This is a genomic window from Achromobacter pulmonis (assembly GCF_002885955.2).
Lineage (GTDB): Bacteria > Pseudomonadota > Gammaproteobacteria > Burkholderiales > Burkholderiaceae_B > Achromobacter > Achromobacter pulmonis_A.
Map to the genome: position 1 here is coordinate 375,518 of NZ_POQS01000001.1, position 22,880 is coordinate 398,397.

The following is a 22,880-nucleotide window of genomic DNA, read 5'->3' on the forward strand; positions in this document are numbered from 1 at the left end:
CCACCGCATCGGCGAAGGATTGTCTGCACCGCTGTTGCACGACTCAAGCATCTGCATGGGTATGATTCGCATTTGCAATATATGTACTCTAGCAAATCGTTTTTTGCAGCGTTGGATTGCAAAGAACACATAGGCGGCATCCATATGCAGGGTGGCGAAACGCATAGGGCCGTGTCACGGGTTATGCTTGCCGCCATGTCAGACGAAGCTCCCTTGCTCAGGCTGCGCGGCCTCTACAGCCGCCGCCTGGCGCCCGTCAGCCTGGATCTCGCGGCGGGCGAATGCGCCGCCGTGCTCGGCCCTTCGGGGGCCGGAAAATCATTGCTGTTGCGGCAGATCGCCGATCTGGACCCGGGCCACGGCGAGGCCGAGCTGGGCGGGCGGCGCCGTTCGGGCATGCGTGGCCATGAATGGCGCCGGCAGGTCATGTACTGCCAGGCCGAGGCGGGCTGGTGGGAAGACCGCGTGGCGCCGCATTTCAAGGACCGCGCCCGCGCCGTCGCGATCATGGGCCGGCTTGGCCTGTCCGAGGACAAGCTGGATGCGCTGGTCAACGAGTTGTCCAGCGGCGAACGCCAGCGCCTAGGATTGGTGCGCGCGCTGGCGCTGGACCCGCGCGTGCTGCTGCTGGACGAGCCGACCGCTGCGCTGGACCAGGCCGCTACCGGACGGGTGGAAGAGGAGCTGCGGCGCTACCTGGACGGCGGTGCGGCGATCCTGATGGTCACGCACAGCGCCGAGCAGGCGCGTCGCATGGCGCGCCGCGCCTGGCGCATGGAGCAGGGGAGGCTGGAGGCGCTATGGACGTGATCAAACTGGATACGCTGGATCTGGTCGTCGCGTCGCTGCTGGTGGTGTTGAGCGCCGGGATCTCGTTCGCGCTGCGCGTGAACGTGCAGCGGCAGCTGTTGTGGGCGGCGCTGCGCACGGTGGTGCAGCTGCTGCTGGTCGGCCATATTCTGCGCATCGTGTTTGCGCATGCGGCGCCCTGGCTGACCGCGCTGGTGGTGGCGGTGATGATGGCGCTGGCGGCGCGCGAGGTGGCCGCGCGCCCCAAGGCCCGGCTGGTCGGGCATGGCAACGGCTGGGTGGGCGCGGCGGCGGTGGCGGCGACGACCCTCATCACCGTGATGTTCATCCTCAACACCGCGCTGCACCCGGAGCCCTGGTACGACCCGCGCTATGCGATCGCGCTGATCGGCATCGTGCTGGGCAGCGTGCTCAACGCCGCCAGCCTGGCGCTGGATGGAATGCTGTCGGGCGTGCGGCGCGAAAAGCAGGCGATCGAGGCCCGGCTGTCGCTGGGCGCGCCGGCGCGCCAGGCCTTCTCGGCGCTGCTGCGCGAATCGGTGCGGCGCGGCATCGTGCCCAGCATCAACCAGATGTCGGCGGCGGGCATTATCACGCTGCCGGGCATCATGACCGGCCAGATCATCGCCGGCATGGACCCGATAGAGGCCGCGAAGTACCAGATCCTGCTGATGTTCCTGCTGTGCGGCGCCAGCGGCATGGCCGCCATGGGCGCGGCGTATGGAGCCATGCGGCGTCTTACGGACGAGCGCGGACGGCTGCGGCTGGATCGGCTGCAGGCCTGAGGCGCGAAAAAAAAACCGGCAGCCCCGCAAGGCTGCCGGTTTTTTTGCGTCGCGTCGCGCCGTTTAGGCGATGGCGGCGAGCGCCTGGTTCAGCGTGGCGCTGGGGCGCATGGCCTGGCTGGCCTTGGCCTGGTCGGGCTGGTAGTAGCCGCCGATGTCCACCGGCTTGCCTTGGGCGGCCTTCAGTTCGGCCAGGATCGTGTCCTCGCCGTCGGCCAGGGCGCGGGCGACGGGGGCGAACTGGCCGGCCAGTTCGCGGTCGTCGGTCTGCGCGGCCAGGGCCTGGGCCCAGTACATGGCCAGGTAGTAGTGGCTGCCACGGTTGTCCAGGCCGCCGACCTTGCGCTCGGGCGACTTGTTCTCGTCCAGGAACTTGGCGGTGGCCAGGTCCAGCGTCTTGGCCAGCACCAGGGCGCGGGCGTTGTCATAGGCGCGGCCCAGGTGGTCCAGCGAGGCGGCCAGCGCCATGAATTCGCCCAGCGAATCCCAGCGCAGGAAGCCTTCTTCCAGGAACTGCTGCACGTGCTTGGGCGCCGAACCGCCGGCGCCGGTTTCGAACAGGCCGCCGCCGGCGACCAGCGGCACGATGGACAGCATCTTGGCGCTGGTGCCCAGTTCCATGATGGGGAACAGGTCGGTCAGGTAGTCGCGCAGCACGTTGCCGGTCACCGAGATGGTGTCCTGGCCCGCGCGGATGCGCTTGAGCGAGAACTTGGTGGCTTCGACCGGGCTGAGGATGCGCAGGTCCAGGCCGCTGGTGTCGTGGTCGTTCAGGTACTGCTTGACCTTGGCGATGACCTGCGCGTCGTGGGCGCGGTTCTCGTCCAGCCAGAACACGGCCGGCGTCTTGCTGACGCGGGCGCGGGTGACGGCCAGCTTGACCCAATCCTGGATCGCGGCGTCCTTGGTCTGGCACATGCGCCACAGGTCACCGGCCTCGACGGCCTGTTCCAGCAGCACGGCGCCGGCGGCGTCGGTCACGCGGACGGTGCCGGCGGCCGGGATCACGAAGGTCTTGTTGTGCGAACCGTATTCCTCGGCGGCCTGGGCCATCAGGCCGACGTTGGGCACGCTGCCCATGGTGACCGGGTTGAAGGCGCCGTTGGCCTTGCAGTCGTCGATCACGGCCTGATAGACGCCGGCGTAGCTGCGGTCGGGGATCACGGCCTTGGCGTCCTGCAGTTCGCCGGCGGCGTTCCACATCTTGCCCGAGTCGCGGATCATGGCGGGCATGGAGGCGTCGACGATGACGTCGCTGGGCACGTGCAGATTGGTGATGCCGCGGTCGGAGTTGACCATGGCCAGTGCCGGCAGCGTCTTGTAGGCGGCGTCGATGTCGGCGGTGATGGCGGCCTGCTGGTCGGCCGGCAGCGACTGGATCTTGGCGTAGAGGTCGCCGATGCCGTTGTTCGGGTCGAAGCCGGCCTGGGCCAGCGCGTCGGCGTGCTTGGCCAGCACGTCCTTGTAGAACACGGACACCACGTGGCCGAAGATGACAGGGTCGGAGACCTTCATCATGGTGGCCTTCAGGTGCACCGAGAACAGCACGCCCTGGGCGCGCGCGTCGTCGACCTGGGCCTGCAGGAAGGACTTGAGCTTGGCGGCGGACATGACGGCGGCGTCGATGATCTCGCCGGCCTTGACCGGGGTCTTGTCCTTCAGGACGGTGACGGCGCCGTCAGCGGCGACCAGTTCGATTTTCACGTCGCCGGCGGCGGCGATCAGCGCCGACTTCTCGGTGCCGTAGAAATCGCCTTCGCTCATGTGCGACACGTGCGACTTGGAGTCGGACGACCAGGCGCCCATCTTGTGCGGGTGCTTGCGCGCGTAGTTCTTGACCGACAGCGGGGCGCGGCGGTCGGAGTTGCCTTCGCGCAGGACCGGGTTGACGGCGCTGCCCTTGACCCTGTCGTAGCGGGCCTTGATGTCGCGCTCGGTGTCGTTGGCCGGGGCGTCGGGGTAGTCGGGCAGCTTGTAGCCCTGTTGCTGCAGTTCCTTGATGGCGGCCTTCAGCTGCGGCATGGAGGCGCTGATGTTGGGCAGCTTGATGATGTTGGCTTCCGGCTGCACGGCCAGCGCGCCCAGCTCGGCCAGGGCGTCGCCCAGCTTCTGGCTGTCGTCGAGGTAGTCCGGGAACACGGCGATGATGCGGCCGGCCAGGGAGATGTCGCGGGTCTCGACGGTGATGCCGGCGGGTTTGGTGTAGGCCTGGACGATGGGCAGCAGCGAACGGGTTGCGAGCGCCGGCGCTTCGTCGGTGAGGGTATAGATAATCTTCGGAGTAAGAGACATGATCCTTGAATCTGTTCGGCAGGCGCTAGGCGCAAACCCGAACATGCTATGCGGCGCGAAGCCGGTAGATGTTGTCGAGAGTGGGTTCGTCCGGGCAGGCGCGCAGGCCGTGAGCGTCTGCCCAGCATGGCCGGCGCCCGCCCTTTTTTGTTTGGCCGGCCGGGGAGGGCCGGTTGTACCGGCCGGACCCAGGTCCGCCTCCAGGGAGGTGCGACTGCCACGAACCTTACATTGTAATACCGCGGCCCGTCTGGCGCGCAGGAAAAACGGCGGTGTCGGGCGCGGGATACGCGCAGGCGCAGGCGATAAAACGGGGACGCATTATTTCGGGCAGGCCCGCCGCGGGTCTCGTTTGACAAAGCGCGGCGCTTGGAGGAAGCTACGGCCCATGAATTTCCGCGCCGTTCGCATTTCGCTGATTATTACCATCATTCCTGGAATGGTGGGTTAGCGCGCGACCGCAACAGTCACAGCCACCCGCCCCACGAGGCGGGTTTTTTGTGGCCGCCTCTGCCGGGCAAAGCCAACCCCCAAAGCAGAGAACCGCATGTCCGCAACTCCTTCCGCCAGTTCAGAAGCCGCTAACCCCGCCGCATTCCAGCACGGCAACGCCTCGCCGATGGAATACCTGAGGCAGATCCTCACGGCCCGCGTCTACGACATCGCCCGCGAGACCGAACTGGACCCCGCCCGCGGCCTGTCCGCGCGCCTGGGCAACACCGTGCTGCTCAAGCGCGAGGACAACCAGCCGGTGTTTTCCTTCAAGGTGCGCGGCGCCTACAACAAGATGCGCAACACCCCGCAGGCCGCGCTGGACCGCGGCGTGATCACGGCCTCGGCCGGCAATCATGCGCAAGGCGTGGCGATCTCGGCCGCCAAGCTCGGCGTGCGCGCCACCATCGTGGTGCCGCAGACCGCGCCGCAGGTAAAGGTGGACGCGGTCCGCGCCCACGGCGGGCCGACGGTGACGGTGGTGCAGGCGGGCGATTCGTACAGCGACGCCTATGCCCACGCCCAGACGCTGGCCGCGCAGCATGCGCTGACTTTCATCCCGGCGTTCGACGATCCGTACGTGATCGCCGGCCAGGGCACGGTGGGCATGGAGATCCTGCGCCAGCATGCGGGCGCGCCGCACGCGATCTTCGTGCCGATCGGCGGCGGCAGCCTGGCGGCCGGCGTGTCGGCCTACGTCAAGGCGGTGGCGCCCGAGGTCAAGGTGATCGGCGTGCAGACCCAGGATTCCTGCGCCATGGCGCAGTCGTTGCGCGCCGGCGAACGGGTCAGCCTGGCCGAAGTGGGGCTGTTCTCGGACGGCACGGCGGTCAAGCTGGTGGGCGAGGAAACCTTCCGCCTGTGCCGCGCGCACCTGGACGAGGTGCTCCTGGTGGACACGGACGCGGTCTGCGCGGCGATCAAGGACGTATTCCTGGACACGCGCAGCGTGCTGGAGCCGGCCGGCGCGCTGGCGGTGGCGGGCCTGAAGCAGTATGTGGAACGCGAAGGCGTGCAGGGCTGTTCGCTGATCGCCATCACGTCGGGCGCCAACATGAACTTCGACCGCATGCGTTTCGTGGCCGACCGCGCCGAGGTGGGCGAGGCGCGCGAAGCGGTGTTCGCCGTGACCGTGCCCGAGGAGCGCGGCAGTTTCCGGCGCTTTTGCCGCGTGATCGGCCAGCGCAGCGTGACGGAGTTCAACTACCGCATCGCCGATGCCCATACCGCGCACATTTTCGTCGGCGTGCAGATCGCGCGGCGCGGCGACGCCGCCGAGATCATGGCGGCGCTGCAGGAACAGGGTTTTTCCGTGGGAGACCTGACCAATAACGAGCTGTCGCGCCAGCACATCCGCTACATGGTGGGCGGGCGCTCGCCGCTGGCGGGCGGTGAACTCCTGTTCCGTTTTGAGTTCCCGGAGCGCCCGGGCGCGCTGATGAAGTTCCTGTCGGAGATGGCGCCCAACTGGAACATCAGCCTGTTCCATTACCGCAACCAGGGCGCGGACTTCAGTTCGGCGCTGGTCGGCATCCAGGCGCCGCTGGCCGACAGCGGCGCGCTCGACGCCTTTCTGCGCGAGCTGGGCTATGCCCATTTCGAGGAAACCGACAACGAGGCGTATCGCCAGTTCCTGGTTTGAACCGGGTTTATCCGGGCTTGCAGCCCGGCTTGTTATTGCGGGCCGAGCTTGCGTATCAGCGCGTCCAGCGCCTCCATCTCATCGGGCAGCAGGTCCGTCAGTGGCGCGCGCACCGGGCCGGCGTCGTGCCCGACCAGCCGGGCGCCGGCCTTGACGATGCTGACCGCATAGCCCGGCACGCGGTTGCGGATGTCCAGGTAGGGCAGGAAGAACGTGTCCAGCAACTGGTTGGCCGTGTCGTGGTCGCCGGCCGCGATGGCGCGATAGAACGCCATGGCCGTGCGCGGCACGAAGTTGAACACCGCCGAGGAATACACGGGCACGCCCAGCGCGCGGTAGGCGGCGGCGTAGACCTCGGCCGTGGGCAGCCCGCCCAGATACGAAAAGCGGTCGCCCAGCTTGCGGCGGATGCGCACCATGGCCTCGATGTCGCCCACGCCGTCCTTGAAGCCGATCAGGTTGGGGCAGCGTTCGGCCAGCTGGGCCAGGCTGTCGGCCGACAGGCGCGATTGCGCGCGGTTGTAGACGATGACGCCGATCTTCACCGACTTGCAGACCTGTTCGACGTGGGCCGCGATGCCTTGCTGCGAGGCTTCCGTCAGGTAGTGAGGCAGCAGCAGGATGCCCTTGGCGCCCAGGCGTTCGGCCTCCTGGGCATAGGCGATGGCGCTGCGCGTAGGCCCGCCCGCGCCGGCCAGGATAGGCACCTTGCCGGCGCAGGTCTGCACCGCGGTCCGGATGACGTCGGCATATTCCTGCGGCGCCAGCGAGAAGAATTCACCCGTGCCGCCCGCGGCGAACAGCGCGGTGGCGCCGTAGGGCGCCAGCCATTCCAGGCGCTGCGCATAGCCCCTGGCGTTGAAGTCTCCGTTCTGGTCGAAGTCCGTCACGGGGAAGGACAGCAAGCCGTCCGAAACAATGTTCTTGAGTTCCTGCGGAGTCGTCATGGGGGCGCTCGTCCTGGGTGGTTTTTTGATTCAAGAGGTAGGTCATCGTACAACATGAAAATCGGGGCTACAAGGAAGGGTCTAGCTAAATATGCGGCATTAAAGGGGAAACCCGAAATATATTTTTTATGTCGTTTGGAATTATTCTTGTAGTTGTATGATAACTAGCCTGCCGAGCGGACGCGGCGCATATCCTGGAGAGGAGACAGCATGAACCCGAGCAAGAGACAGTTCCTGGGCGGCGCCGCGGCGCTGTGCCTGGCGCCATGGTTGCCCGCGGGGGCGCAGCCGTCCGGCTGGCCGACCCGGCCGGTGCGCATCATCGTGCCATATCCGCCGGGCGGATCATCCGACATCATCGCCCGCCTGCTGGCGCCGCGGCTGAGCGAAGCCTTGTCGCAGACGGTGGTGGTCGAGAACAAGCCCGGGGCCAACGGCAACCTGGGCGCCGGGCTGGTGGTGCAGGCCGCGGGCGAAGGCCATACCGTGCTGCTGTGCGACGTGGGCGCGCTGGCCATCAGTCCGTCGGTCTATACCAAGCTGTCTTTCGACCCCTCCAAGGACTTGCGCGCCGTCGGCATGCTGGCCTATTCGCCGCACGTGCTGGCCGTGCATCCGGACGTGCCGGCGCGCACCGTGCCCGAACTGGTCGCGCTGTCCAGGAAGCAGCGCCTGAATTTCGCCGTGACGGCCATCGGCAGCGCGCCGCACCTGGCCGCAGTGGCGGTGCAGCAGGCCACCGGCGCGCAATGGGAGTACGTGCCGTACAAAGGCGGCTCGCAGGCGGTGACCGACACCATCGGCGGGCAGACCCAGATCATCATGAACGGCCTGCTGGCCACGCTGCCCCACATCCGCGCCGGCAAGCTGCGTCCGATCGCGATCTCCAAGCGCGAACGCATGCAGCTGGTGCCCGACCTGCCGACCATTTCCGAGCAGGGCGTGGCCGGCTTCGAATCCGGTACCTGGCAGGGCGTGATGGCGCCGGCGACCTTCGCCGATCCGGTGGCCGAGCGCCTGTCCACGCTGATGGCGCAGATCGTCAACCAGCCCGAGGTCAAGGCCCAGCTCAACGAGCAGGGCGCAGAAATCGTCACGCGCAATCCCGCCGAGCTGGCGCAGTTCTTCGCCGGCGAGCGCGCGCGTTGGGCCACGGTGGTCAAGAGCACCGACATCCGCCTGGATTGACGCCGGGCGCGCCGGCATGGAATCCTGGCGGCAGGCCCCGGCGCGCGGGGCGGAGCATGCAGCCATGAAAATGCGTGAAACAGCGGTGTTGGCGGCCGGGCTGGCGGCGCTGTCCGCCGTTGCCGGCGCCCAGGGCGCGACGCCCGCCGTGCCACAGCCGCCGCCTTCGGCCCGAGTCATTCCCGACACTTGCGTGGGCTCCGCCTGCCCACGGCTCTTCAATCCCGAGCCGGCGCCCGAGCCGTGCCTGGGCACGGGCTGCGCCAATGCCGGCAGGCCGCCGGGTCCGCCTCCGGCGCCCGGCAGCAGCCCGGGCCGCCAGCCGGGATGGGTCAGCCCGGCGCCGTCGCGCCTGCCGCCCATGCCTGCGCCGCGGGGCCAGCCCAGCGGGCCGCTGACGCCCGCGCCGCCGTTGCCGGTGCCGCGTTGATCCGGCTGGATAGGTCGGTACTGCGAGCAAGGCAAAAAAACCGGAAAAAAAAGCGGCAAAAATAACTTGGTGTCTAGAAATTTGCACTTGATATGTGCCGTAATATCAATTACATAGATGATTTAAAGATCGGAATTTAAACCGGAAAAATGTACGATTCTCCGCAGCAGTTCATGCCTTTATCTCCGGGCGAGCATGTGCTCGCTCCCCTGATTGAACGGTCGGCGACCGTGGTCAACCAAGCGGCCGAACTTGGAGGCATAGCCCACGCAAGCACTCGGGCAGCGTTGCACGAACTGCTGCGCAGCATGAATTCCTATTACAGCAACAGGATCGAGGGCCAAAGCACAACCCCCAGGAACATCGACGCAGCTTTACATGACAAGTACTCGAACAAGCCCGAAATTGCACAATTGCAGCGTGTTGCCGTGGCTCATATCGAGGCGGAACGGGAACTGGAAGGTCTGGCCGAGAGCCATTCGCCGCTGAGCGCCGATTTCGCTAGGCTCGCTCATCGAGCCATGTATGGCCGCCTTGCTCCGGCGGACAGAATCAGCAAGGACGGCCTATCCGTCGAACCGGGAGAGCTGCGGGAGGTTGATGTCGTCGTCGGTCGCCACCATCCGCCCGTCTGGCGCGCTTTGCCACGGTTCATGGAGTCGTTCACCGCGCACTATGACCGGCAACGGGCCGGTGATGCACAGCTTATCGCCATCGCCTGCGCGCATCATCGGATGGCCTGGATGCATCCTTTCTCCGACGGCAATGGTCGCTCCGCGCGATTGCAGACTCACGCTGCCATGCTGCCAATTACCCGGGGCCTATGGTCGGTCAATCGTGGCCTGGCTCGAAATGTCGCGGACTACTACGGCTATCTGGCCGGCGCGGACGCGCCGCGGCAAGGCGATCTGGATGGGCGCGGCAACCTCACTCAAAAGGGCCTGTTGCAATGGATCGAATATTTCCTGGGGGTATGTGAAGACCAGGTTTCCTACATGAGGGAAATGTTGGCGCTGGACTCGATGAAAGAAAAAATCAAGGCGTCGGTCCTGGTGGAAACGGCGAAGGGACGGTTGCGGCCCGAGGCCGCGTTGCCCATTTACCATCTGTTTGCCGCAGGTCCCACCACGCGCGGAGAGTTCATTCAGATGACCGGCCTGGGCGAACGCACGGGGCGCGCTCTATTGGCGGCGGCCCTGAAGTCCGGCCTGGTCGCTTCCGATACGTCCCATGCCCCGGTCAGGTTCGCTTTTCCACTCGAGTCCTTGCCGATTCTGCTTCCTGCCTTGTATGGCGTGGAGCAATAGCGCCTGAAGCGCGTGCCGGGAAAGTGGTTAGCGTGGCCCGTTCACCCCGGACTGCCCGACAACGCCAACACCAGCGCCAGGCACAGCAGCACCCCGCAAGCGGCCAGCGCGTAAGGCAGCAGCCCGGCGTAGACGGCGCGTTCCTGGCCGCGGCCGTGCGCAAGTCCGGCGGCGATGGACATCCGCACCGGCGAAAAAATGCCCAGCGAGGTCCCCGACACGTGCAGCAATGCGGCCGCGGCGGGCACGTTCAGGCCGGCTTGCAGCGCCAGTGATAGCTGGGACGGCATGAACAGGCTGTTCGGCGCGTTGCCGCTATTGGCCAGGATGCCGAAGGCGCCGGCCAGCACGGGCGTGATCAGCACGGTCCAGTCGCGCAGGCTGGAGAAAAGGCCGTCGGCGTAGGCCTGCGAGATGCCGGCGCCGGCCAGCACCTCGGCCATCATGGCGAACAGGAACACCGAGTACACGGCGTGGCGGCCGGTGGTCCAGGCGGCGCGCGCCTGCGCGGCCAGGACTTGCGGCTGGCGTCGCAGCGCGGCCAGCGCCAGCGCGCCGGCGATGAGCCAGCTGCCCGCATGCAGCAAGGGCTGCCAGCCCGGCAGGTCGGCGTACGGGCGGAAGTCGGCCGGCGCCGAGAGCGCATGGTTCAGGCCAGGCAGCAGCCGGGTCGCCACCAGCCAGGCGATCATGGCGATGTAGGGCAGGGCGCCGCCGGCCGCGGCCTGCAACTGCGCGCGGCCGGGGCGGCGGTCGAGCAGGAAGCGCGCGACGATGAGCGGGCCGTAGGCCGCCAGCAGCGCGGTCTCGGGACCGAGCAGCGCGGTGGCCGCGGCCAGCGCCGCCAGGCTCACGGTCATCCAGCCGGCTTCGCGCCAGTGTTCGGATGCGGCGGCGCGCAGCCCCGCGCGCGCGGCGGTGCGCCAGTACAGCGCCATCCATAGCGCCGTCAGCAACGCCACGGGCACCAGGCTGTAGAGCGCCAGCTGCGAGGCCGGCACGCGCGCATAGGCCGAGGCCAGCAGCGTGCCGCTGCCCATCGCGCCCCACGGAATCAGGGTCTGGCTGAGCAGCGCGAACACCATGGTTTCGCGCGGCTGCAGCTTGAGCGGACGGATCAGCAGCACCGTGCCCAGCATGCCCACGCCGAAGCCGGTGGCCGCTTCGGCGAACGGACCCACCAGGAAGCAGGCGAAGTACAGCCGCCTGCGCCGCGCCAGCGTATCGCCCGGGCCGTCGGCGCCGGCCGCCTTGCCGGCGGGATGCTGGGCGGCCATGTGCCAGAACAGCAGTCCGCCGAGGATATAGGGCGTGATGATCGCGCCGATCCACAGGCCGCGCGTGAGCGCCTGCCCCAGTTGCCCGCCATCGAATGGCGCGGGCGCGGCCCCTAGCGCCACGGCCAGCGCGGCCGCCAGCCCCAGGATGGCCGCGACCGTGGTGTTCACGCGTCCGCTGGCGATGGCGGCAATGACGATGAGGGCGGGCAGGGACCAGAGCAGATACGTCATGAGGGAGTCGTGCGCAGGCAGAGGCCGGGCGTTGCAGTGTATGCCGGTTGCGCCGGGCGGGCCGTGGTGGGCCGGTGCGTCATGGGGGATTGCCTGCCGTACGCCAGCCTTGCGGCCCGATGTAAATAATGCAGGGACGATGATGTGGCTGAATGCTGATCGAAAGCTACGCCAAGGCGCAGGAAGTGGTGAAGAACAACGAAGTGCTGGATTCGCAGCGCTGAGCGTTGGGGCGCCGCCCGGATGCGATGTCCGGGCGGCGCTAACGGGCGGGGCTTGCGGCGCTTTGGCAAGTCGAAAGTAGCGCGGCGGCGATCGCTTCAAACGCCGCGAAAGATTCGTCAAACGCCGGCGGTTCGTTGTCATAGACGAGCGGCATGAGCACCTTCTCGTACTGTTGTCGAAGCCAGGCGTTCGAACTTGCGGCCGCCAGGGTTCGTGTAAGCACACCGACGGGGTCCATGTCGAATTCCGGATTCTGCCCGGCAAATTCCGCCCGATCTTTTTCCAACAGCGCTGCAAAGATGGAATGGGCGGCGTCCAGAGACGGCGGCGCAGCTTTTACGATCTGGGCGACGTCATAAATATGGCGAACCAGCGTCGGATCGATGCCGTATTTGCGTACATTGCCACCGTCTTCGCTTTGCCCGTCCTGCGCGGCGCCTTGCCTGGCCTTGTCGCGCCTGGCTTGATGGCCGTCCCAGTCGTCGGCGCACCGTCTCAACAGAGAGAGCACTTTTTCGGCCAGTGTTTCGGCAACGGAAATGCAATCGAACTCGACCGTGGTGGACGGCGGCTGGCCGGCCAGCGTTTCGTAGAGATAGCCGAACCGTTGGCGTTCCAGCGGCAACAATGGCTGACGCTCAATCAGTTCGAGCTTGAGCACGGGCCGCAAGCTCGAAATCACATCGAAAGCGGTCTTGTAACCCGCATCCACCAAGAAGTAGCGATGAGAGTCCCGGATATGCGGGTTCCCGGCCTGTTCGATAAGAGGGAAGCCCAACTTGCCCAGCAGTTCCGCGACCGCCTGGTGCAAGGCCTTCAGGCGCGCGCGGTTGCCACGGTCTTTTTTCAGCGCCAAAGCCGGAGGGCGCAATACCACCTTGATGTCGATGTCTTCCGACATCCGGTTGATGAGGCCATAAGCTTTGGACAGGCAAGTGCCGCCTACGAACACCAGTTGAATATTCTCGTCGTGCCTTACCCCGGTTCCCTTTTTTCCACCGGCTAGTTGGAAGTGCTCGTGATGGACTTCGAGCGCGCTCAGGCCGCGAAGCAGCTCGGTGATGTGTATGTCTTTCTCGGCGGTCTGGATGGGCAGGCCTCGCAGCAAGCCTTCCGCGGACAGGTCCTCAAGCGCCTGTTTCTGCGCGTCTGTAATTATTCTCATATTTCAGCGCGCGTCCCCCGACCTCGATTTTCCGAGTGATGCGGCGGTTGCCCGTGTTCGCGACGAAAGCGCCGGGCAGTTGGGTGGTTCGACGGTTGTTGTAGGCGGAAGCTGCTTGTCCCGCGCTGACCGCAATGTTCAGTTTTTTAAGGGCTTCCGTCGCCAGCGTTTCCAGGCTGCCGGCGGGCACGATACTGCCGGTGACCGAACTGCGACGGGTTTTTGCGTAGATGCCGGTGCCGATGCGAACAAGCACGCCTTCTCCTTGAAGCTTTTTCAGTGCTTCGGAAACCTGGGTGGAGCTTCCCAGTGGCGCCAGTTCGGAACGCAGGACGACGTTGCCTGGCCTGCGCTGGATGGATCGCAGCATGCGCTGCTTCAAGGGCATCATAGGTGGATCCCAAATTACTGAGGCAGAGTATAGTTCTTCGCCAATTGATTATCAAATAACCATTGTATGACAAAGACTTAGCGCGTCAAACCTTGCCGGGTAGCCGGCAAGGTTTGACGCGCTTTCCGTCTGCCGGCCGGATCACTGCCCGCCGTAAATATTCCCCGCAATGCCGCCGGCCACGCCGCCGATGGCCGCGCCCGTCCAGCCGCTGCCGCCGGCGATGGCGGCGATGCCGGCGCCGGCCGCGGCGCCGATGGCCGCGCCCGACAGGGTGCCTTGCTGTTTGGAACTCATGTTGGTGCAGCCGGCCAGCGACACCATCGCCAGGCCGATGACGATCGAGCTAACTGTTTTCATGGCGGTCTCCTAGCGCGCGCGTTTCGTGCCGGGCACGACGATTTCGAACCAGAGCGTTTCGACCACCGGGCGGTCCATCCTTGTCGGGTTCGCCGCATACCAGTTGTCCAGGCTTTCACGCACCGAGTCCAGGGTCTGCGTCTGCAGTCCCTTGGCGAAGCGCGGGACCAGGCTCTGGGCGTCAGTGGGGGCGTGGCGCCGCTGGTAGGCCTGTTCCACCTGCAGCAGGTTGGCCATGCCCAGCAGGTAGGCTTTTTTCAGGTTGGGGTCGGACTGCGACCATTGCTGGCCGGTGAGGATGGGGGCTCCCTCGGAGGCGGCCGCGGCGCCGGTGGCGGGGGCCAGCAAGGCGAGGGCTAGAACTGCGGGACCGAACAGGTGTTTCACTTTCATCGCATCGCTCCTCAAGGGAACAGGGATAGAAAAACAACCTTCTGACGCCGTGCGCGCAGTTCGCTCGCGACGCAAGCGATATGCGGTATCGAAGAATTTATGCTTGAAAACTTGCTTGCGCAAGAGGGGGGACACATGGTTTAGTTGTACGGCATTGCGAGCGGCAGCGTCGGCAAGCATGGCGCCTCGAGACCGGCAGCGATGGCAGTCCAATCATCGGAGGAGGAGTCATGCGTACGTTCAATCGCAGGGCCGCTGCATTGCTGGCGGGCGGATTGGTGGCGGTGCTGGCGGGCTGTGCCGCGCCGGGAAGCAAGAAAGACACCATCGATATGGCCGGGCTGTCGCAGCCGGTGGAGATCGTGCGCGATCGCCACGGGGTGTCGCACATCTACGCGCAGAACCAGGCGGACCTGTTCTTCGCGCAGGGCTTCAGCGCCGCGCGCGACCGGCTGTGGCAGCTGGATCTTTGGCGCCGCCAGGGCGAGGGCAAGATGGCCGAACAGTTCGGCCCGCGCTTCATCGAGCAGGACCGCGCCGCGCGCCTGTTCCTGTTCCGCGGCGACATGCAGGCCGAATACGCCAGCTACCATCCGCAGGGCCAGGCGATCCTGACCGCGTTCGCGGCGGGCATCAACGCCTACGTTGACTGGGTCAAGGCGCATCCCGACCAGATGCCGCCGGAATTCAAGCTGACCGGCACCGAGCCCGGCTACTGGAGTCCGCAGACCTCGCTCATCCGCATCTACGGCCTGACGCGCAACCTCAACGAAGAAGTCAGAATGGCGCAGCGGGTGGCCGCGCTGGGCTTGAACACGGTCCAGGGCCTGAGCACTTTCGAGCCGCCGCTGGCGCTGCAGGTGCCGGCCGGGCTGGACGTGAAGCAGGTGGACAGCAAGGTGCTCGCCAATTACAGCCTGGCGCGCACCGGCCAGAAGTTCGTGGCGGCGGATTTTCCGCGCAGCCCGCTGGCCGAAGACCAGCGCGCGGCGCTGGCAAGCCGCCTGTCGGCGGGCATGATGGCCGCGCTGGACCCGGCGTTCGATCCCATGGCGACCCGCTACGAGAGCAACAACTGGACCATAGGCGGACAGCACACGGCCACCGGCAAGCCCATACTGGCGGGCGATCCGCACCGTTCGATCACGATGCCGTCGCTGCGCTACATGGTGCACCTGAACGCGCCGGGCTGGAACGTGATCGGCGCCGGCGAGCCGGCGCTGCCCGGCGTTTCCATGGGGCACAACGACCGCATCGCATTCGGGCTGACGATCTTCGCCTTCGGCGACGAGGAAGACCTCTACGTCTACGATACCAATCCGTCCAATCCCAATGAGTACCGCTACCGCGGCGGCTGGGAGAAGATGCGCCAGGTGGAGGAATCGATTCCGGTGCGCGGCCAGCCGGCGGCGACGCGGCAGCTGAAGTTCACGCGCCATGGTCCGGTGATTTATGAAGATCCGGTGCGGCGCAAGGCTTATGCGCTGCGCGCGGCCTATCTGGAATATCCGGGCACGGCCGCCTATCTGGCCAGCCTGCGGCTGAACCAGGCGCAGAACTGGAACGAGTTCGTGGCCGGCATGGAAAAGCACTACACGCCCAGCGAGAACATGGTGTACGCCGACGTGGACGGCAATATCGGCTGGTTTGGCGGCAGCATCGCGCCGATCCGTCCGCGCGCCGACTGGTCGGGCATGCTGCCCGTGCCCGGCAACGGCGACTTCGAATGGCGCGGCGTGCTGCCCGGCAGCGCGCTGCCGCGCGTCTACAACCCGCCCGAGGGCTACCTCGCCACGGCCAACGAGTTCAACCTGCCGGCCGACTACCGCTACCGGGACATGTCGGCGCGCACCTGGGCCGAACCCTACCGCGTGCAGCGCATCCGCGAAGTACTGGCCGACGGCAAGGGGCTGACGGTGCAGAACTCGCAGGCCCTGCAGTTCGACAACCTGTCGATTCCGGCGCGTACGCTGGCCGGCTACGCCAAGTCGCTGAACTCCGCCGATCCGCAGTTGAGCCGGGCCTTGAGCCTGCTGAAGGACTGGGACTACAAGACGGGCACCGACAGCCGCGCCGCCACGGTCTATGAGTTCTGGCTGCCCGAAGTGGTCAAGCGCGTGTCCGACCTGTATGTGCCCGCCGCGGGCCGCAGCGTCTTTGGCGAGCTGTCCACGCGCAAGACGCTGGAGAAGCTGGCCGCGCCGGACGCCGCCTTCGGCCAGCGGCCGGAGCAGGGCCGCGACGCGCTGCTGCTGGCCGCGCTGGGCGATGGCGTGCAGAAGCTGCAGGCCAAGCTCGGCTCGGACCCGGCCCAGTGGCAATGGGGCAAGCTGCACCACATCCAGTTCGAGCACAGCCTGGCCGGCCTGCTGCCCGAGGCCACCGCCAAAGCCTACGGCACGCCGCGTTATCCGGTGGGCGGCGACAACGACACGGTGCATCGCGCCACGTTCCGCAAGTCGGACTTCCGCCAGATCAGCGGCGCCTCGTACCGCCAGGTGATCGACGTGTCCAACTGGGACAATTCGCGTGTGCAGAACGTGCCCGGCCAGTCCGCCGATCCGCGCAGCCCGTACTACCAGAACCTGCTCAAGGGCTGGGCCACTGGCGAGTACTTCCCCATGGCGTTCAGCCGCGCCAAGGTGGATAGCGAGCGGGCCGATACGCTGACGCTGCGGCCGGCGGGCAAGTAGGGGGGGCGCTTGTCAGATTGACAAGGGTGCTTACGCACGGTTTCGTGCCTGAACCGTCGATGCCAGTTAAGGTCTGGATAGCAGCGCGCGCCGCCCGCCCGGCGGTGCGTTCAAGCTGAATCTCCGCGCGCAAAAGCGCGCGGAGGTTTTCGTACCTGGAGTCAGAAACGACCGATGCATTCGCCTTTCCACTTCACCGCAGCGCATAAGTCCCCGTCACGAACATCCATGAGCTGGCTGCAGGAGCGCAAGCAGTTCGTCAAGGCGTTACTTTCCAATCCCGCGGCCATCGGCGCCGTGGCGCCGTCCGGCCCAGCCCTGGCCGCGGCCATCACCTCGGCCATTCCGCCCAATGCGGGCAAAGTGCTGGAGCTCGGCTGCGGCACCGGCGTGTTCACCCGGGAAATGCTGCGCCGGGGCGTGGACCCGGCGCGCATGGTGCTGGTGGAGCAGGACGCGGCCATGAGTTCCAGCCTGCGCACGCAGTTTCCCCAGGCCGCCGTGCTGCAGGTCTGCGCGCTGGAGCTGTCGCGCCACAGCCATCCCGAGCTGGAAGGCATAGGCGCGGCGATCTGCGGACTGCCATTGCGCAACATGAGCGGCGCGCTTCATCACCGGCTGCTGACCGCGGTGTTCGACGCCATGTCGGAGGGCGGCTCGATGCAGCTGTTCACCTACGGCATGCGTTGCCCGGTGTCGCCCGGCGTGCTGGACGCCTGCGGCCTGTCGGCCCGCCGGATCGGGTTCGTGCCGCTCAATCTGCCGCCGGCCTCGGTCTTCAGCCTGGCCAGACGGGCGTAGCCAGCGCGGATTTTGAAACTTTTGCCTTCAGCGCCGAGCGTCGGCGCCTAGCCGCGGCCGTACAAGGCGCCGCGCATTTCGGCCGACGCGCCGAGCCGCCTGGACAGTTCGTCGGCGCGTTCGAGTATCAGCGCCTCGAACCGGGCCGCGTCCACCGTCTTCAGGCGCTCGGACGGCCCGGCGATGGTGAGCGCGCCGACGAACATATCGTCCTGGCCGATCACCGGCACGGACCACGACGAGGTGTAGGGGTCGCGCGCGCCGCAGGAAAAGATGGGCAGGGCGGTGTCGCCGCGCTGCTGGATGCCTTGCGCCCAGATCGCGAACACCTGGCCGGTGGAGGACTTGTCGGGCGGCATCACGCTGCCGGCGATGACCTGGCTGTGCAGCCCTTCGTGCGGCTGATGGCGGAACAGGCATAGCCGCTGCCCCGGCTCGCCGCCCTCGACGTAATAGGCCGCGCTTTCTCCGGTATCGGCCGAGAGGTTTTCCAGTATGGGCATCACCACGGCCGACAGGTCGAAGCCGCGCTCGTACACCCGCGCCAGAAACAGCACGCGCGGCCCCAGCCCATAGCGCCCGTCGGCCTCGCGCACCACGTAGCCGCAGCGCGCCAGCGAATTGAGCAGGCGGAAGATCGTGGTCTTGTGCAGCGGCAGGCGCTGCGCGAAATCGGCCAGCGACAGGTGTTCGGCCCCGGGCCGGAAACAATCCAGCACGCTCAGCGCCCGTTCCACCGCCACCACGCCGTCGTTACTCATCGAGTGCTCCAAGTATGTTGAATTTGCTGGTTGATTGTACTGGATACAACGTCATTTCATAAAAATACAATGAAGCCATTCCCAATCCGGAGAAAGAGATGGCGAGTTCGATGCTGGTGGTCACCGCGCACGTGGGCGACTTCGTCTGGCGCTGCGGCGGCGCGATGGCGCTGCATGCGCAGCGTGGCGTGGACGTGCACCTGGTGTGCCTGAGCTATGGCGAAAACGGCGAGTCCAATTCGGCGTGGGGGGATGACACCGCGCGCGATGACGTGAAGGCGCAGCGCCGCGCCGAGGCCGAGGCCGCAGCCGACATCCTGGGCGTGAGTTCGCTGGATTTTCATGACCTGGGCGACTACCCGATGCCGGAATCGGCGGACTCCGTGCGCCGCATTTCCGAAACCCTGCGCCGTACGCGGGCGTCGGTGGTGCTGACGCATCCGGAGCACGATCCCTCCAATCTGGACCATTGCCGCACGTTCGAAATGACGCTGCGCGCGCGCATGCAGGCCATGGCGCCCGGGCATGGCGCCGACTTCGTGGTGCCGCCGCAGGTGCTGTGTTTCGAACCGCACCAGACCGAGCTTTGCGGCTTCAGGCCCAACGTGCTGCTGGATATCACGCAAGTGTGGGACCGCAAGTGGGCGGCCATGCAGGCCATGCCGACGCAGCGCAATCTGTGGGCCTATTACGAACGCGTGGCGCTGCAGCGCGGCGCGCAGGCCGGCCGTCGCGGCAAGACCGGGGGCGCGCGCTACGGCGAGGCCTTCCAGAGCATTTTCCCGGCCGTCGTGTCGGCCCTGATGGAGTGAACGTGATGTCCGATGTGTTTACCGAAGGTCTTTGCAGCACCTTGCTGGCCGACGTGGGCGCGCGCGCGATGCACGCGCCGATCAAGCCGCTGCGGGCGGGGTGGCTGTTGCGCGGCCGCGCGCTCACCGTGTCGGTGCCGGCCGGCGACAACCTGGCGATTCATGCCGCGCTGGCCGCCGCGCGGCCGGGCGACGTGCTGGTGGTCGACGCCCAGGGCTACGCGGACCGCGCCGTGATGGGCGGAATCATGTGCGCCCAGGCGGCGGCGGCCGGCCTCAGCGGCGTCGTGGTCGACGGCGCCATGCGCGACGCCGCCGAGCTGCGCGCCGGCGCGCTGCCGGTGTTCGCCGCGGCGTTGTCGCCGGCGGGGCCGACCAAGACCGGCGGCGGCAGCGTCGGCCGCCCGATCCGGTGCGGCGGCGTGGCCGTCAATCCGGGCGACTGGGTGCTGGGCGACGACGACGGCCTGGTCGTGTTCAGCCCCGACGAAAGCGAGGCCTTGATCGCCGCGGCGCTGGCCAAGGGCCGCGCCGAAGCGCTGCGCATGGCAGCCATCGCCCGCGGCGAACTCAGGCCGGTCTGGCTCGACGAGGCGTTGGCGCGCGCCACGCTGGACATCGCGCCGGCGCGCTAGTCCGGCCCCGCACAAGAAGATTCCCGCATTACCCACAGGAGGAAGACAATGTTGCTCAAACAAACGCTGGGCGCCATCGCCCTGGTCGCAGCGCTTGCGCCCATGTCCCAGGCCCAGGCCGAATATCCGGAACGTCCCATCCGCATGGTCGTGCCGTTCGCGGCCGGCGGCCCGGCCGACATGGTCGGGCGCGAATTCGCCAAACTGTTCGGCGACCGCCTCGGGCAGCCGGTGGTGGTGGTGAACGCCGGCGGCGGCCACGGCGTGCCGGCCCTGAACCAGGTGCTGGGCGCCGAAGCGGACGGCTATACGCTGCTGATGCCGGCCTCCGGCAACATGACGGTGCCGTCCAAGGCCATGCAAGGCAAGAACGTGCTGGAACTGCTGGCGCCGATCAGCCTGCTGACGGAGAGCCCGCACGTGCTGGTGGTCAACGCCAAGCTGCCGGTGGATTCGGTGCAGGGCCTGGTCGATTACGCCCGCGCCCATCCCGGCAAGGTCAATTTCGGCTCGGCGGGCGTGGGCGGCGTGGCCCACCTGGGCATGGAGCTTTTCAAGAGCAACGCCAAGATCGACGTGGTGCACGTGCCGTATCGGGGCACCTCGCAGGTGCTGACGGACCTGGCCTCGGGCCAGGTGCAGGCGCTGTTCAGCAGCATGCCTTCGCTCAAGCCCATGATCGACAAGGGTTCGATCAGGGCGCTGGCCATGAGCGCGCCCAGCAAGGGCGCTGACACGGCCACGCTGCCGCTGGTTTCGCAGACCGTGCCGGGCGTGTCGTACACGACCTGGTATGGCCTGTTCGCCAAGGCGGGCACGCCGCCCGAGGTGCTGGCGAAGCTGAACCAGGCCGTGATCGAAACGCTGAAGAATCCCGAGCTGAACCAGAAGTTCGAATCCCAGGGCGTGGAGTTCGTGTCCAGTTCGCCGCAAGGGCTGGCCGACATCGTGCGGCGCGACACGAAGCAATGGACGGCGCTGATCGAGCAGGCGGGCATCGAGATCGAATGAAGGCGCGCGCCTGGCCGGGCGCGTATAGTGGCAGCATGAAGATCCGTCACTCAGCCCTCAAGCCAGTTCTTGCCGCGCTCGCCTGCGCGGCGGTCGCCGCCTGCGCCGATAGTCCGCCCCGGCAAACGGATATGGACTATCGGAGCCGGCCGCCTTCGGCCGCGCACGGAAGCCAGAGCGCGCCGGGCCAGCGCCTGACCATCCAGTCCGGCGAAGGCGAAAAACTGAATCTTCCCTGGTTCATCCAGGACACCCAGGACTGGATCAACAGTAATTGAACCGGCCGCTCAGCGCGAGCCGGGCCTGGCCAGCGCCAGACCGGGATGCGGCGCCCGCGCGCACAGGATCGAGCCGGACACCGATTCGGTGCAGAACAGCTTGCGGCGGTCATCCATGCCGAATGCGATGTTGGTGGTGGACGCGCCCGCCGGACTGCGCCACACGATGAGCGGTTCGGCGCGGTGGTTGAGCAGCCAGACATACCCCAGGCCGGGATTGCAGACCAGCAGATTGCCTGCCTCGTCCACCGTCAGGCCGTCCGGCCCGCTGGGGCCGTACGAGGTGAAGAACTGGCTTGCCTTGCTGACGCTGCCGTCGGCCATCAGCGGCACGCGCCACACGCAGTTGCCGCGCGTGACTGCCAGGTACAGCACCTTGCCGTCGGGCGACAGCGCCACGCCGTTGGGGCTGGGCACGTTGTCCAGCAGGCAGTCCAGGCCGCCATCGGGGCGCAGGCGGTACAGCCGGCCGGTGGGGTCGTGCAGGCCGCTCTGGCCCTGGTCGGTGAAGTACAGATTGCCCCGGGCGTCGAAGATCAGGTCGTTCACGCCCTTGAAGCGCTCGCTGTTGCGGCGCGCCAGATAGGGCGCGACCTGGCCGCTCGCGATGTCCAGCGTCATCAGGCCATTCTTGTAGTCGGTGATCAGCAGGCGGCCGTCGTCCAGGAACTTCATGCCGTTGGGCTCGCCGTCGTACTCGGCCACGAGCGACCACTCGCGGTCCGCCCCGATACGGAACACGCGGCCCCACGGAATGTCGGCCACATACAGATTGCCGTGACGGTCGAACACGGGGCCTTCCAGAAAGGAGTCGACGGGCGCGCCGCCGCGGTTGGCGTCCGCCCAGTCGCTGCGTTCGGGACGGCGCCAGCGCTCGGGCATGGACGTCCAGACTTCGAATTGCGCCAACTCGGGCGCTTGCGCGTAAAACATGGCGTCTCCCCGGGGCCTACTTGGCGTCGTAGCCGATGCTGCGCGCCACCTTGCCCCACATCGCGTTGCTGTCGGCCAGGATGCGGCCGAACTCGGCGGCGTCGACCGCGCGCGGTTCGGCGCCCATCTTGGTCGCGAAGGTCTGCATTTCTTCCGAGGCCATGGCCTTGGCGACCTCGCGCTGCAGGCGTTCGGTGACCTCGGGCGGCGTGCCCTTGGGCGCCCACAGGCCGGTCCAGTTGACCACGCCGAAATCCTTCACGCCGGCTTCCGAAAAGGTCGGCACCTCGGGCAGCACGGCCAGCCGCTGTGCGCCGCTGACGGCCAGCAGCCGCAATTGTCCGCCTTGCACCGGGCCCATGACGCCGGTGGTGGAGGCGAACTGGAAGTCGATCACTTTGCCCAGCACCGCCTGGGTGGCTTCGGCCGCGCCCTTGAAAGGCACGTGCATGAACTTTACGCCGGTCGCCAGCGCCAGGCCTTCGGCGGCGAAGTGCGGCGTGGTGCCCGGGCCGCCCGAGCCATAGGTGACCGTGTCGGGCTTGACGCGCGCCTGCGCGATGAGGTCATCGAGCTTGCGGTACGGGCTGTCGGCCGATACCGCCAGCGCCATCGGCGCGAACACGAAAGCCGAAATCGGCTGCAGGTCTTTGGCGGGATCGAAGGGCAGCTGCTTGAAGATATGGGGCAGCAGCGAGTAGGTCGTGTCGTTGGCCAGCAGCGTGTAGCCGTCCGGCGCGGCGCGGGCCACCTGGCTCACGCCGATGGTGCCGGTGGCGCCGGGCTTGTTCTCCACGATGAAGCTCTGGCCGGTCTGCGTCGACAGCATCTGCGCCATCTTGCGCGTGGCCACGTCGACCGCGCCGCCGGGGCCGTAGGGCACCACCACCCGCACCGGGCGGCTGGGCCAGGCGTCGGCGGCTTGCGCCGCCCCGCAGGCCAGGAGCGGCAGGGCGGCGGCAAGCATGAATGCGCGGGCTCGGATACGGTAGGTCATTTGTCTTCCTCCTGTTTTTCG

At 67.0% G+C, this 22,880-nt stretch carries 22 protein-coding genes; 12 read left to right on the forward strand and 10 right to left on the reverse strand.

The window, feature by feature from the left end; all coding sequences use genetic code 11:
* Positions 1–195 precede the first annotated feature (195 nt).
* A complete protein-coding gene (locus C1I89_RS01760) occupies positions 196–810 on the forward strand; it encodes an ABC transporter ATP-binding protein (RefSeq protein ID WP_102771814.1) in 615 nt (204 codons plus the stop codon).
* Complete coding sequence (locus C1I89_RS01765) at positions 801–1,595, forward strand: ABC transporter permease (RefSeq protein ID WP_102771092.1); 795 nt, start codon at positions 801–803, stop codon at positions 1,593–1,595. Before C1I89_RS01760 ends, C1I89_RS01765 begins: the two co-directional genes overlap by 10 nt.
* A 63-nt stretch (positions 1,596–1,658) precedes the next feature.
* Here the strand turns inward: C1I89_RS01765 and C1I89_RS01770 are convergent, their stop codons facing one another.
* Positions 1,659–3,887 carry an NADP-dependent isocitrate dehydrogenase gene (locus tag C1I89_RS01770; RefSeq protein ID WP_102771093.1) on the reverse strand — a complete coding sequence of 743 codons (2,229 nt, stop codon included), beginning with the start codon at positions 3,885–3,887 and terminating at the stop codon, positions 1,659–1,661.
* A gap of 547 nt (positions 3,888–4,434) precedes the next feature.
* Between C1I89_RS01770 and ilvA the strand changes: the two genes are divergently transcribed.
* Positions 4,435–6,021, forward strand: a complete 1,587-nt coding sequence (gene ilvA / locus C1I89_RS01775; protein WP_102771094.1) for a threonine ammonia-lyase, biosynthetic — start codon at positions 4,435–4,437, stop codon at positions 6,019–6,021.
* A 32-nt stretch (positions 6,022–6,053) separates the two neighbouring features.
* On the opposite strand, the gene kdgD is transcribed toward ilvA, so the two are convergent.
* Positions 6,054–6,968: a 5-dehydro-4-deoxyglucarate dehydratase gene (kdgD, locus tag C1I89_RS01780; RefSeq protein ID WP_102771095.1), complete on the reverse strand. Its 915-nt coding sequence runs from the start codon at positions 6,966–6,968 to the stop codon at positions 6,054–6,056.
* A gap of 210 nt (positions 6,969–7,178) precedes the next feature.
* Between kdgD and C1I89_RS01785 the strand changes: the two genes are divergently transcribed.
* The 3 genes from C1I89_RS01785 to C1I89_RS01795 all read left to right on the forward strand — a co-directional run bounded on the left by C1I89_RS01785 (position 7,179) and on the right by C1I89_RS01795 (position 9,893).
* Entirely contained in the window at positions 7,179–8,156 is a 978-nt protein-coding gene (locus tag C1I89_RS01785) for a Bug family tripartite tricarboxylate transporter substrate binding protein (protein WP_102771096.1), read from the forward strand.
* Positions 8,157–8,220: 64 nt separating this feature from the next.
* Positions 8,221–8,586, forward strand: coding sequence for a hypothetical protein (locus tag C1I89_RS01790; RefSeq protein ID WP_146196859.1), 366 nt, complete (start codon positions 8,221–8,223; stop codon positions 8,584–8,586).
* Positions 8,587–8,735: 149 nt separating this feature from the next.
* Entirely contained in the window at positions 8,736–9,893 is a 1,158-nt protein-coding gene (locus C1I89_RS01795) for a Fic family protein (RefSeq protein WP_102771098.1), read from the forward strand.
* Between the two features lie 41 nt (positions 9,894–9,934).
* Here C1I89_RS01795 and C1I89_RS01800 read toward each other — a convergent pair whose 3' ends face one another.
* From C1I89_RS01800 to C1I89_RS01820, 5 genes are all read right to left on the reverse strand, one after another.
* On the reverse strand, positions 9,935–11,404 hold the full coding sequence (locus tag C1I89_RS01800; protein WP_102771099.1) for a hypothetical protein: 1,470 nt from the start codon (positions 11,402–11,404) through the stop codon (positions 9,935–9,937).
* A 262-nt stretch (positions 11,405–11,666) separates the two neighbouring features.
* The gene (locus C1I89_RS01805) at positions 11,667–12,794 is read right to left on the reverse strand and encodes a nucleotidyl transferase AbiEii/AbiGii toxin family protein (protein ID WP_102771100.1); all 1,128 of its coding nucleotides are present in this window, start codon (positions 12,792–12,794) and stop codon (positions 11,667–11,669) included.
* On the reverse strand, positions 12,757–13,185 hold the full coding sequence (locus tag C1I89_RS01810) for a DUF6088 family protein (RefSeq protein WP_258231306.1): 429 nt from the start codon (positions 13,183–13,185) through the stop codon (positions 12,757–12,759). Before C1I89_RS01810 ends, C1I89_RS01805 begins: the two co-directional genes overlap by 38 nt.
* Positions 13,186–13,326: 141 nt before the next feature.
* Positions 13,327–13,545 carry a hypothetical protein gene (locus tag C1I89_RS01815; RefSeq protein WP_102771101.1) on the reverse strand — a complete coding sequence of 73 codons (219 nt, stop codon included), beginning with the start codon at positions 13,543–13,545 and terminating at the stop codon, positions 13,327–13,329.
* A gap of 9 nt (positions 13,546–13,554) precedes the next feature.
* Positions 13,555–13,938 (reverse strand): hypothetical protein, encoded by a 384-nt coding sequence (locus tag C1I89_RS01820; protein WP_102771102.1) that lies wholly within the window; start codon positions 13,936–13,938, stop codon positions 13,555–13,557.
* 230 nt (positions 13,939–14,168) lie between these two features.
* Here C1I89_RS01820 and C1I89_RS01825 point away from each other — a divergent pair, with 230 nt between their 5' ends.
* Both C1I89_RS01825 and C1I89_RS01830 read left to right on the forward strand, forming a co-directional pair.
* Entirely contained in the window at positions 14,169–16,631 is a 2,463-nt protein-coding gene (locus C1I89_RS01825) for a penicillin acylase family protein (protein WP_102771103.1), read from the forward strand.
* A gap of 228 nt (positions 16,632–16,859) precedes the next feature.
* A complete protein-coding gene (locus tag C1I89_RS01830) occupies positions 16,860–17,432 on the forward strand; it encodes a class I SAM-dependent methyltransferase (protein ID WP_246842379.1) in 573 nt (190 codons plus the stop codon).
* Positions 17,433–17,479: 47 nt separating this feature from the next.
* Here C1I89_RS01830 and C1I89_RS01835 read toward each other — a convergent pair whose 3' ends face one another.
* Positions 17,480–18,193, reverse strand: coding sequence for an IclR family transcriptional regulator (locus C1I89_RS01835; RefSeq protein WP_102771105.1), 714 nt, complete (start codon positions 18,191–18,193; stop codon positions 17,480–17,482).
* A gap of 98 nt (positions 18,194–18,291) precedes the next feature.
* Here C1I89_RS01835 and C1I89_RS01840 point away from each other — a divergent pair, with 98 nt between their 5' ends.
* From C1I89_RS01840 to C1I89_RS01855, 4 genes are read left to right on the forward strand one after another with little or no spacing between them, the layout of a single operon-like run.
* The gene (locus C1I89_RS01840) at positions 18,292–19,005 is read left to right on the forward strand and encodes a PIG-L deacetylase family protein (protein ID WP_102771106.1); all 714 of its coding nucleotides are present in this window, start codon (positions 18,292–18,294) and stop codon (positions 19,003–19,005) included.
* Positions 19,006–19,010: 5 nt separating this feature from the next.
* Positions 19,011–19,640, forward strand: a complete 630-nt coding sequence (locus C1I89_RS01845; RefSeq protein WP_102771107.1) for a methyltransferase — start codon at positions 19,011–19,013, stop codon at positions 19,638–19,640.
* 48 nt (positions 19,641–19,688) lie between these two features.
* Positions 19,689–20,651 carry a Bug family tripartite tricarboxylate transporter substrate binding protein gene (locus tag C1I89_RS01850; protein WP_102771108.1) on the forward strand — a complete coding sequence of 321 codons (963 nt, stop codon included), beginning with the start codon at positions 19,689–19,691 and terminating at the stop codon, positions 20,649–20,651.
* A 35-nt stretch (positions 20,652–20,686) separates the two neighbouring features.
* Positions 20,687–20,929: a hypothetical protein gene (locus C1I89_RS01855; RefSeq protein ID WP_102771816.1), complete on the forward strand. Its 243-nt coding sequence runs from the start codon at positions 20,687–20,689 to the stop codon at positions 20,927–20,929.
* A 9-nt stretch (positions 20,930–20,938) separates the two neighbouring features.
* On the opposite strand, the gene C1I89_RS01860 is transcribed toward C1I89_RS01855, so the two are convergent.
* Positions 20,939–21,862, reverse strand: a complete 924-nt coding sequence (locus tag C1I89_RS01860; RefSeq protein WP_102771109.1) for an SMP-30/gluconolactonase/LRE family protein — start codon at positions 21,860–21,862, stop codon at positions 20,939–20,941.
* Between the two features lie 16 nt (positions 21,863–21,878).
* Positions 21,879–22,859, reverse strand: coding sequence for a Bug family tripartite tricarboxylate transporter substrate binding protein (locus tag C1I89_RS01865; RefSeq protein ID WP_258231307.1), 981 nt, complete (start codon positions 22,857–22,859; stop codon positions 21,879–21,881).
* Positions 22,860–22,880 lie beyond the last annotated feature (21 nt).

Excerpts from the sequence above, each read along its gene's own strand:
- C1I89_RS01760 (WP_102771814.1), top strand. The coding sequence starts at position 196 with ATGTCAGACGAAGCTCCCTTGCTCAGGCTGCGCGGCCTCTACAGCCGC.
- C1I89_RS01765 (WP_102771092.1), top strand. The coding sequence starts at position 801 with ATGGACGTGATCAAACTGGATACGCTGGATCTGGTCGTCGCGTCGCTG.
- C1I89_RS01770 (WP_102771093.1), bottom strand. The coding sequence starts at position 3,887 with ATGTCTCTTACTCCGAAGATTATCTATACCCTCACCGACGAAGCGCCG.
- ilvA (WP_102771094.1), top strand. The coding sequence starts at position 4,435 with ATGTCCGCAACTCCTTCCGCCAGTTCAGAAGCCGCTAACCCCGCCGCA.
- kdgD (WP_102771095.1), bottom strand. The coding sequence starts at position 6,968 with ATGACGACTCCGCAGGAACTCAAGAACATTGTTTCGGACGGCTTGCTG.
- C1I89_RS01785 (WP_102771096.1), top strand. The coding sequence starts at position 7,179 with ATGAACCCGAGCAAGAGACAGTTCCTGGGCGGCGCCGCGGCGCTGTGC.
- C1I89_RS01790 (WP_146196859.1), top strand. The coding sequence starts at position 8,221 with ATGAAAATGCGTGAAACAGCGGTGTTGGCGGCCGGGCTGGCGGCGCTG.
- C1I89_RS01795 (WP_102771098.1), top strand. The coding sequence starts at position 8,736 with ATGTACGATTCTCCGCAGCAGTTCATGCCTTTATCTCCGGGCGAGCAT.
- C1I89_RS01800 (WP_102771099.1), bottom strand. The coding sequence starts at position 11,404 with ATGACGTATCTGCTCTGGTCCCTGCCCGCCCTCATCGTCATTGCCGCC.
- C1I89_RS01805 (WP_102771100.1), bottom strand. The coding sequence starts at position 12,794 with ATGAGAATAATTACAGACGCGCAGAAACAGGCGCTTGAGGACCTGTCC.
- C1I89_RS01810 (WP_258231306.1), bottom strand. The coding sequence starts at position 13,185 with ATGATGCCCTTGAAGCAGCGCATGCTGCGATCCATCCAGCGCAGGCCA.
- C1I89_RS01815 (WP_102771101.1), bottom strand. The coding sequence starts at position 13,545 with ATGAAAACAGTTAGCTCGATCGTCATCGGCCTGGCGATGGTGTCGCTG.
- C1I89_RS01820 (WP_102771102.1), bottom strand. The coding sequence starts at position 13,938 with ATGAAAGTGAAACACCTGTTCGGTCCCGCAGTTCTAGCCCTCGCCTTG.
- C1I89_RS01825 (WP_102771103.1), top strand. The coding sequence starts at position 14,169 with ATGCGTACGTTCAATCGCAGGGCCGCTGCATTGCTGGCGGGCGGATTG.
- C1I89_RS01830 (WP_246842379.1), top strand. The coding sequence starts at position 16,860 with ATGAGCTGGCTGCAGGAGCGCAAGCAGTTCGTCAAGGCGTTACTTTCC.
- C1I89_RS01835 (WP_102771105.1), bottom strand. The coding sequence starts at position 18,193 with ATGAGTAACGACGGCGTGGTGGCGGTGGAACGGGCGCTGAGCGTGCTG.
- C1I89_RS01840 (WP_102771106.1), top strand. The coding sequence starts at position 18,292 with ATGGCGAGTTCGATGCTGGTGGTCACCGCGCACGTGGGCGACTTCGTC.
- C1I89_RS01845 (WP_102771107.1), top strand. The coding sequence starts at position 19,011 with ATGTCCGATGTGTTTACCGAAGGTCTTTGCAGCACCTTGCTGGCCGAC.
- C1I89_RS01850 (WP_102771108.1), top strand. The coding sequence starts at position 19,689 with ATGTTGCTCAAACAAACGCTGGGCGCCATCGCCCTGGTCGCAGCGCTT.
- C1I89_RS01855 (WP_102771816.1), top strand. The coding sequence starts at position 20,687 with ATGAAGATCCGTCACTCAGCCCTCAAGCCAGTTCTTGCCGCGCTCGCC.
- C1I89_RS01860 (WP_102771109.1), bottom strand. The coding sequence starts at position 21,862 with ATGTTTTACGCGCAAGCGCCCGAGTTGGCGCAATTCGAAGTCTGGACG.
- C1I89_RS01865 (WP_258231307.1), bottom strand. The coding sequence starts at position 22,859 with ATGACCTACCGTATCCGAGCCCGCGCATTCATGCTTGCCGCCGCCCTG.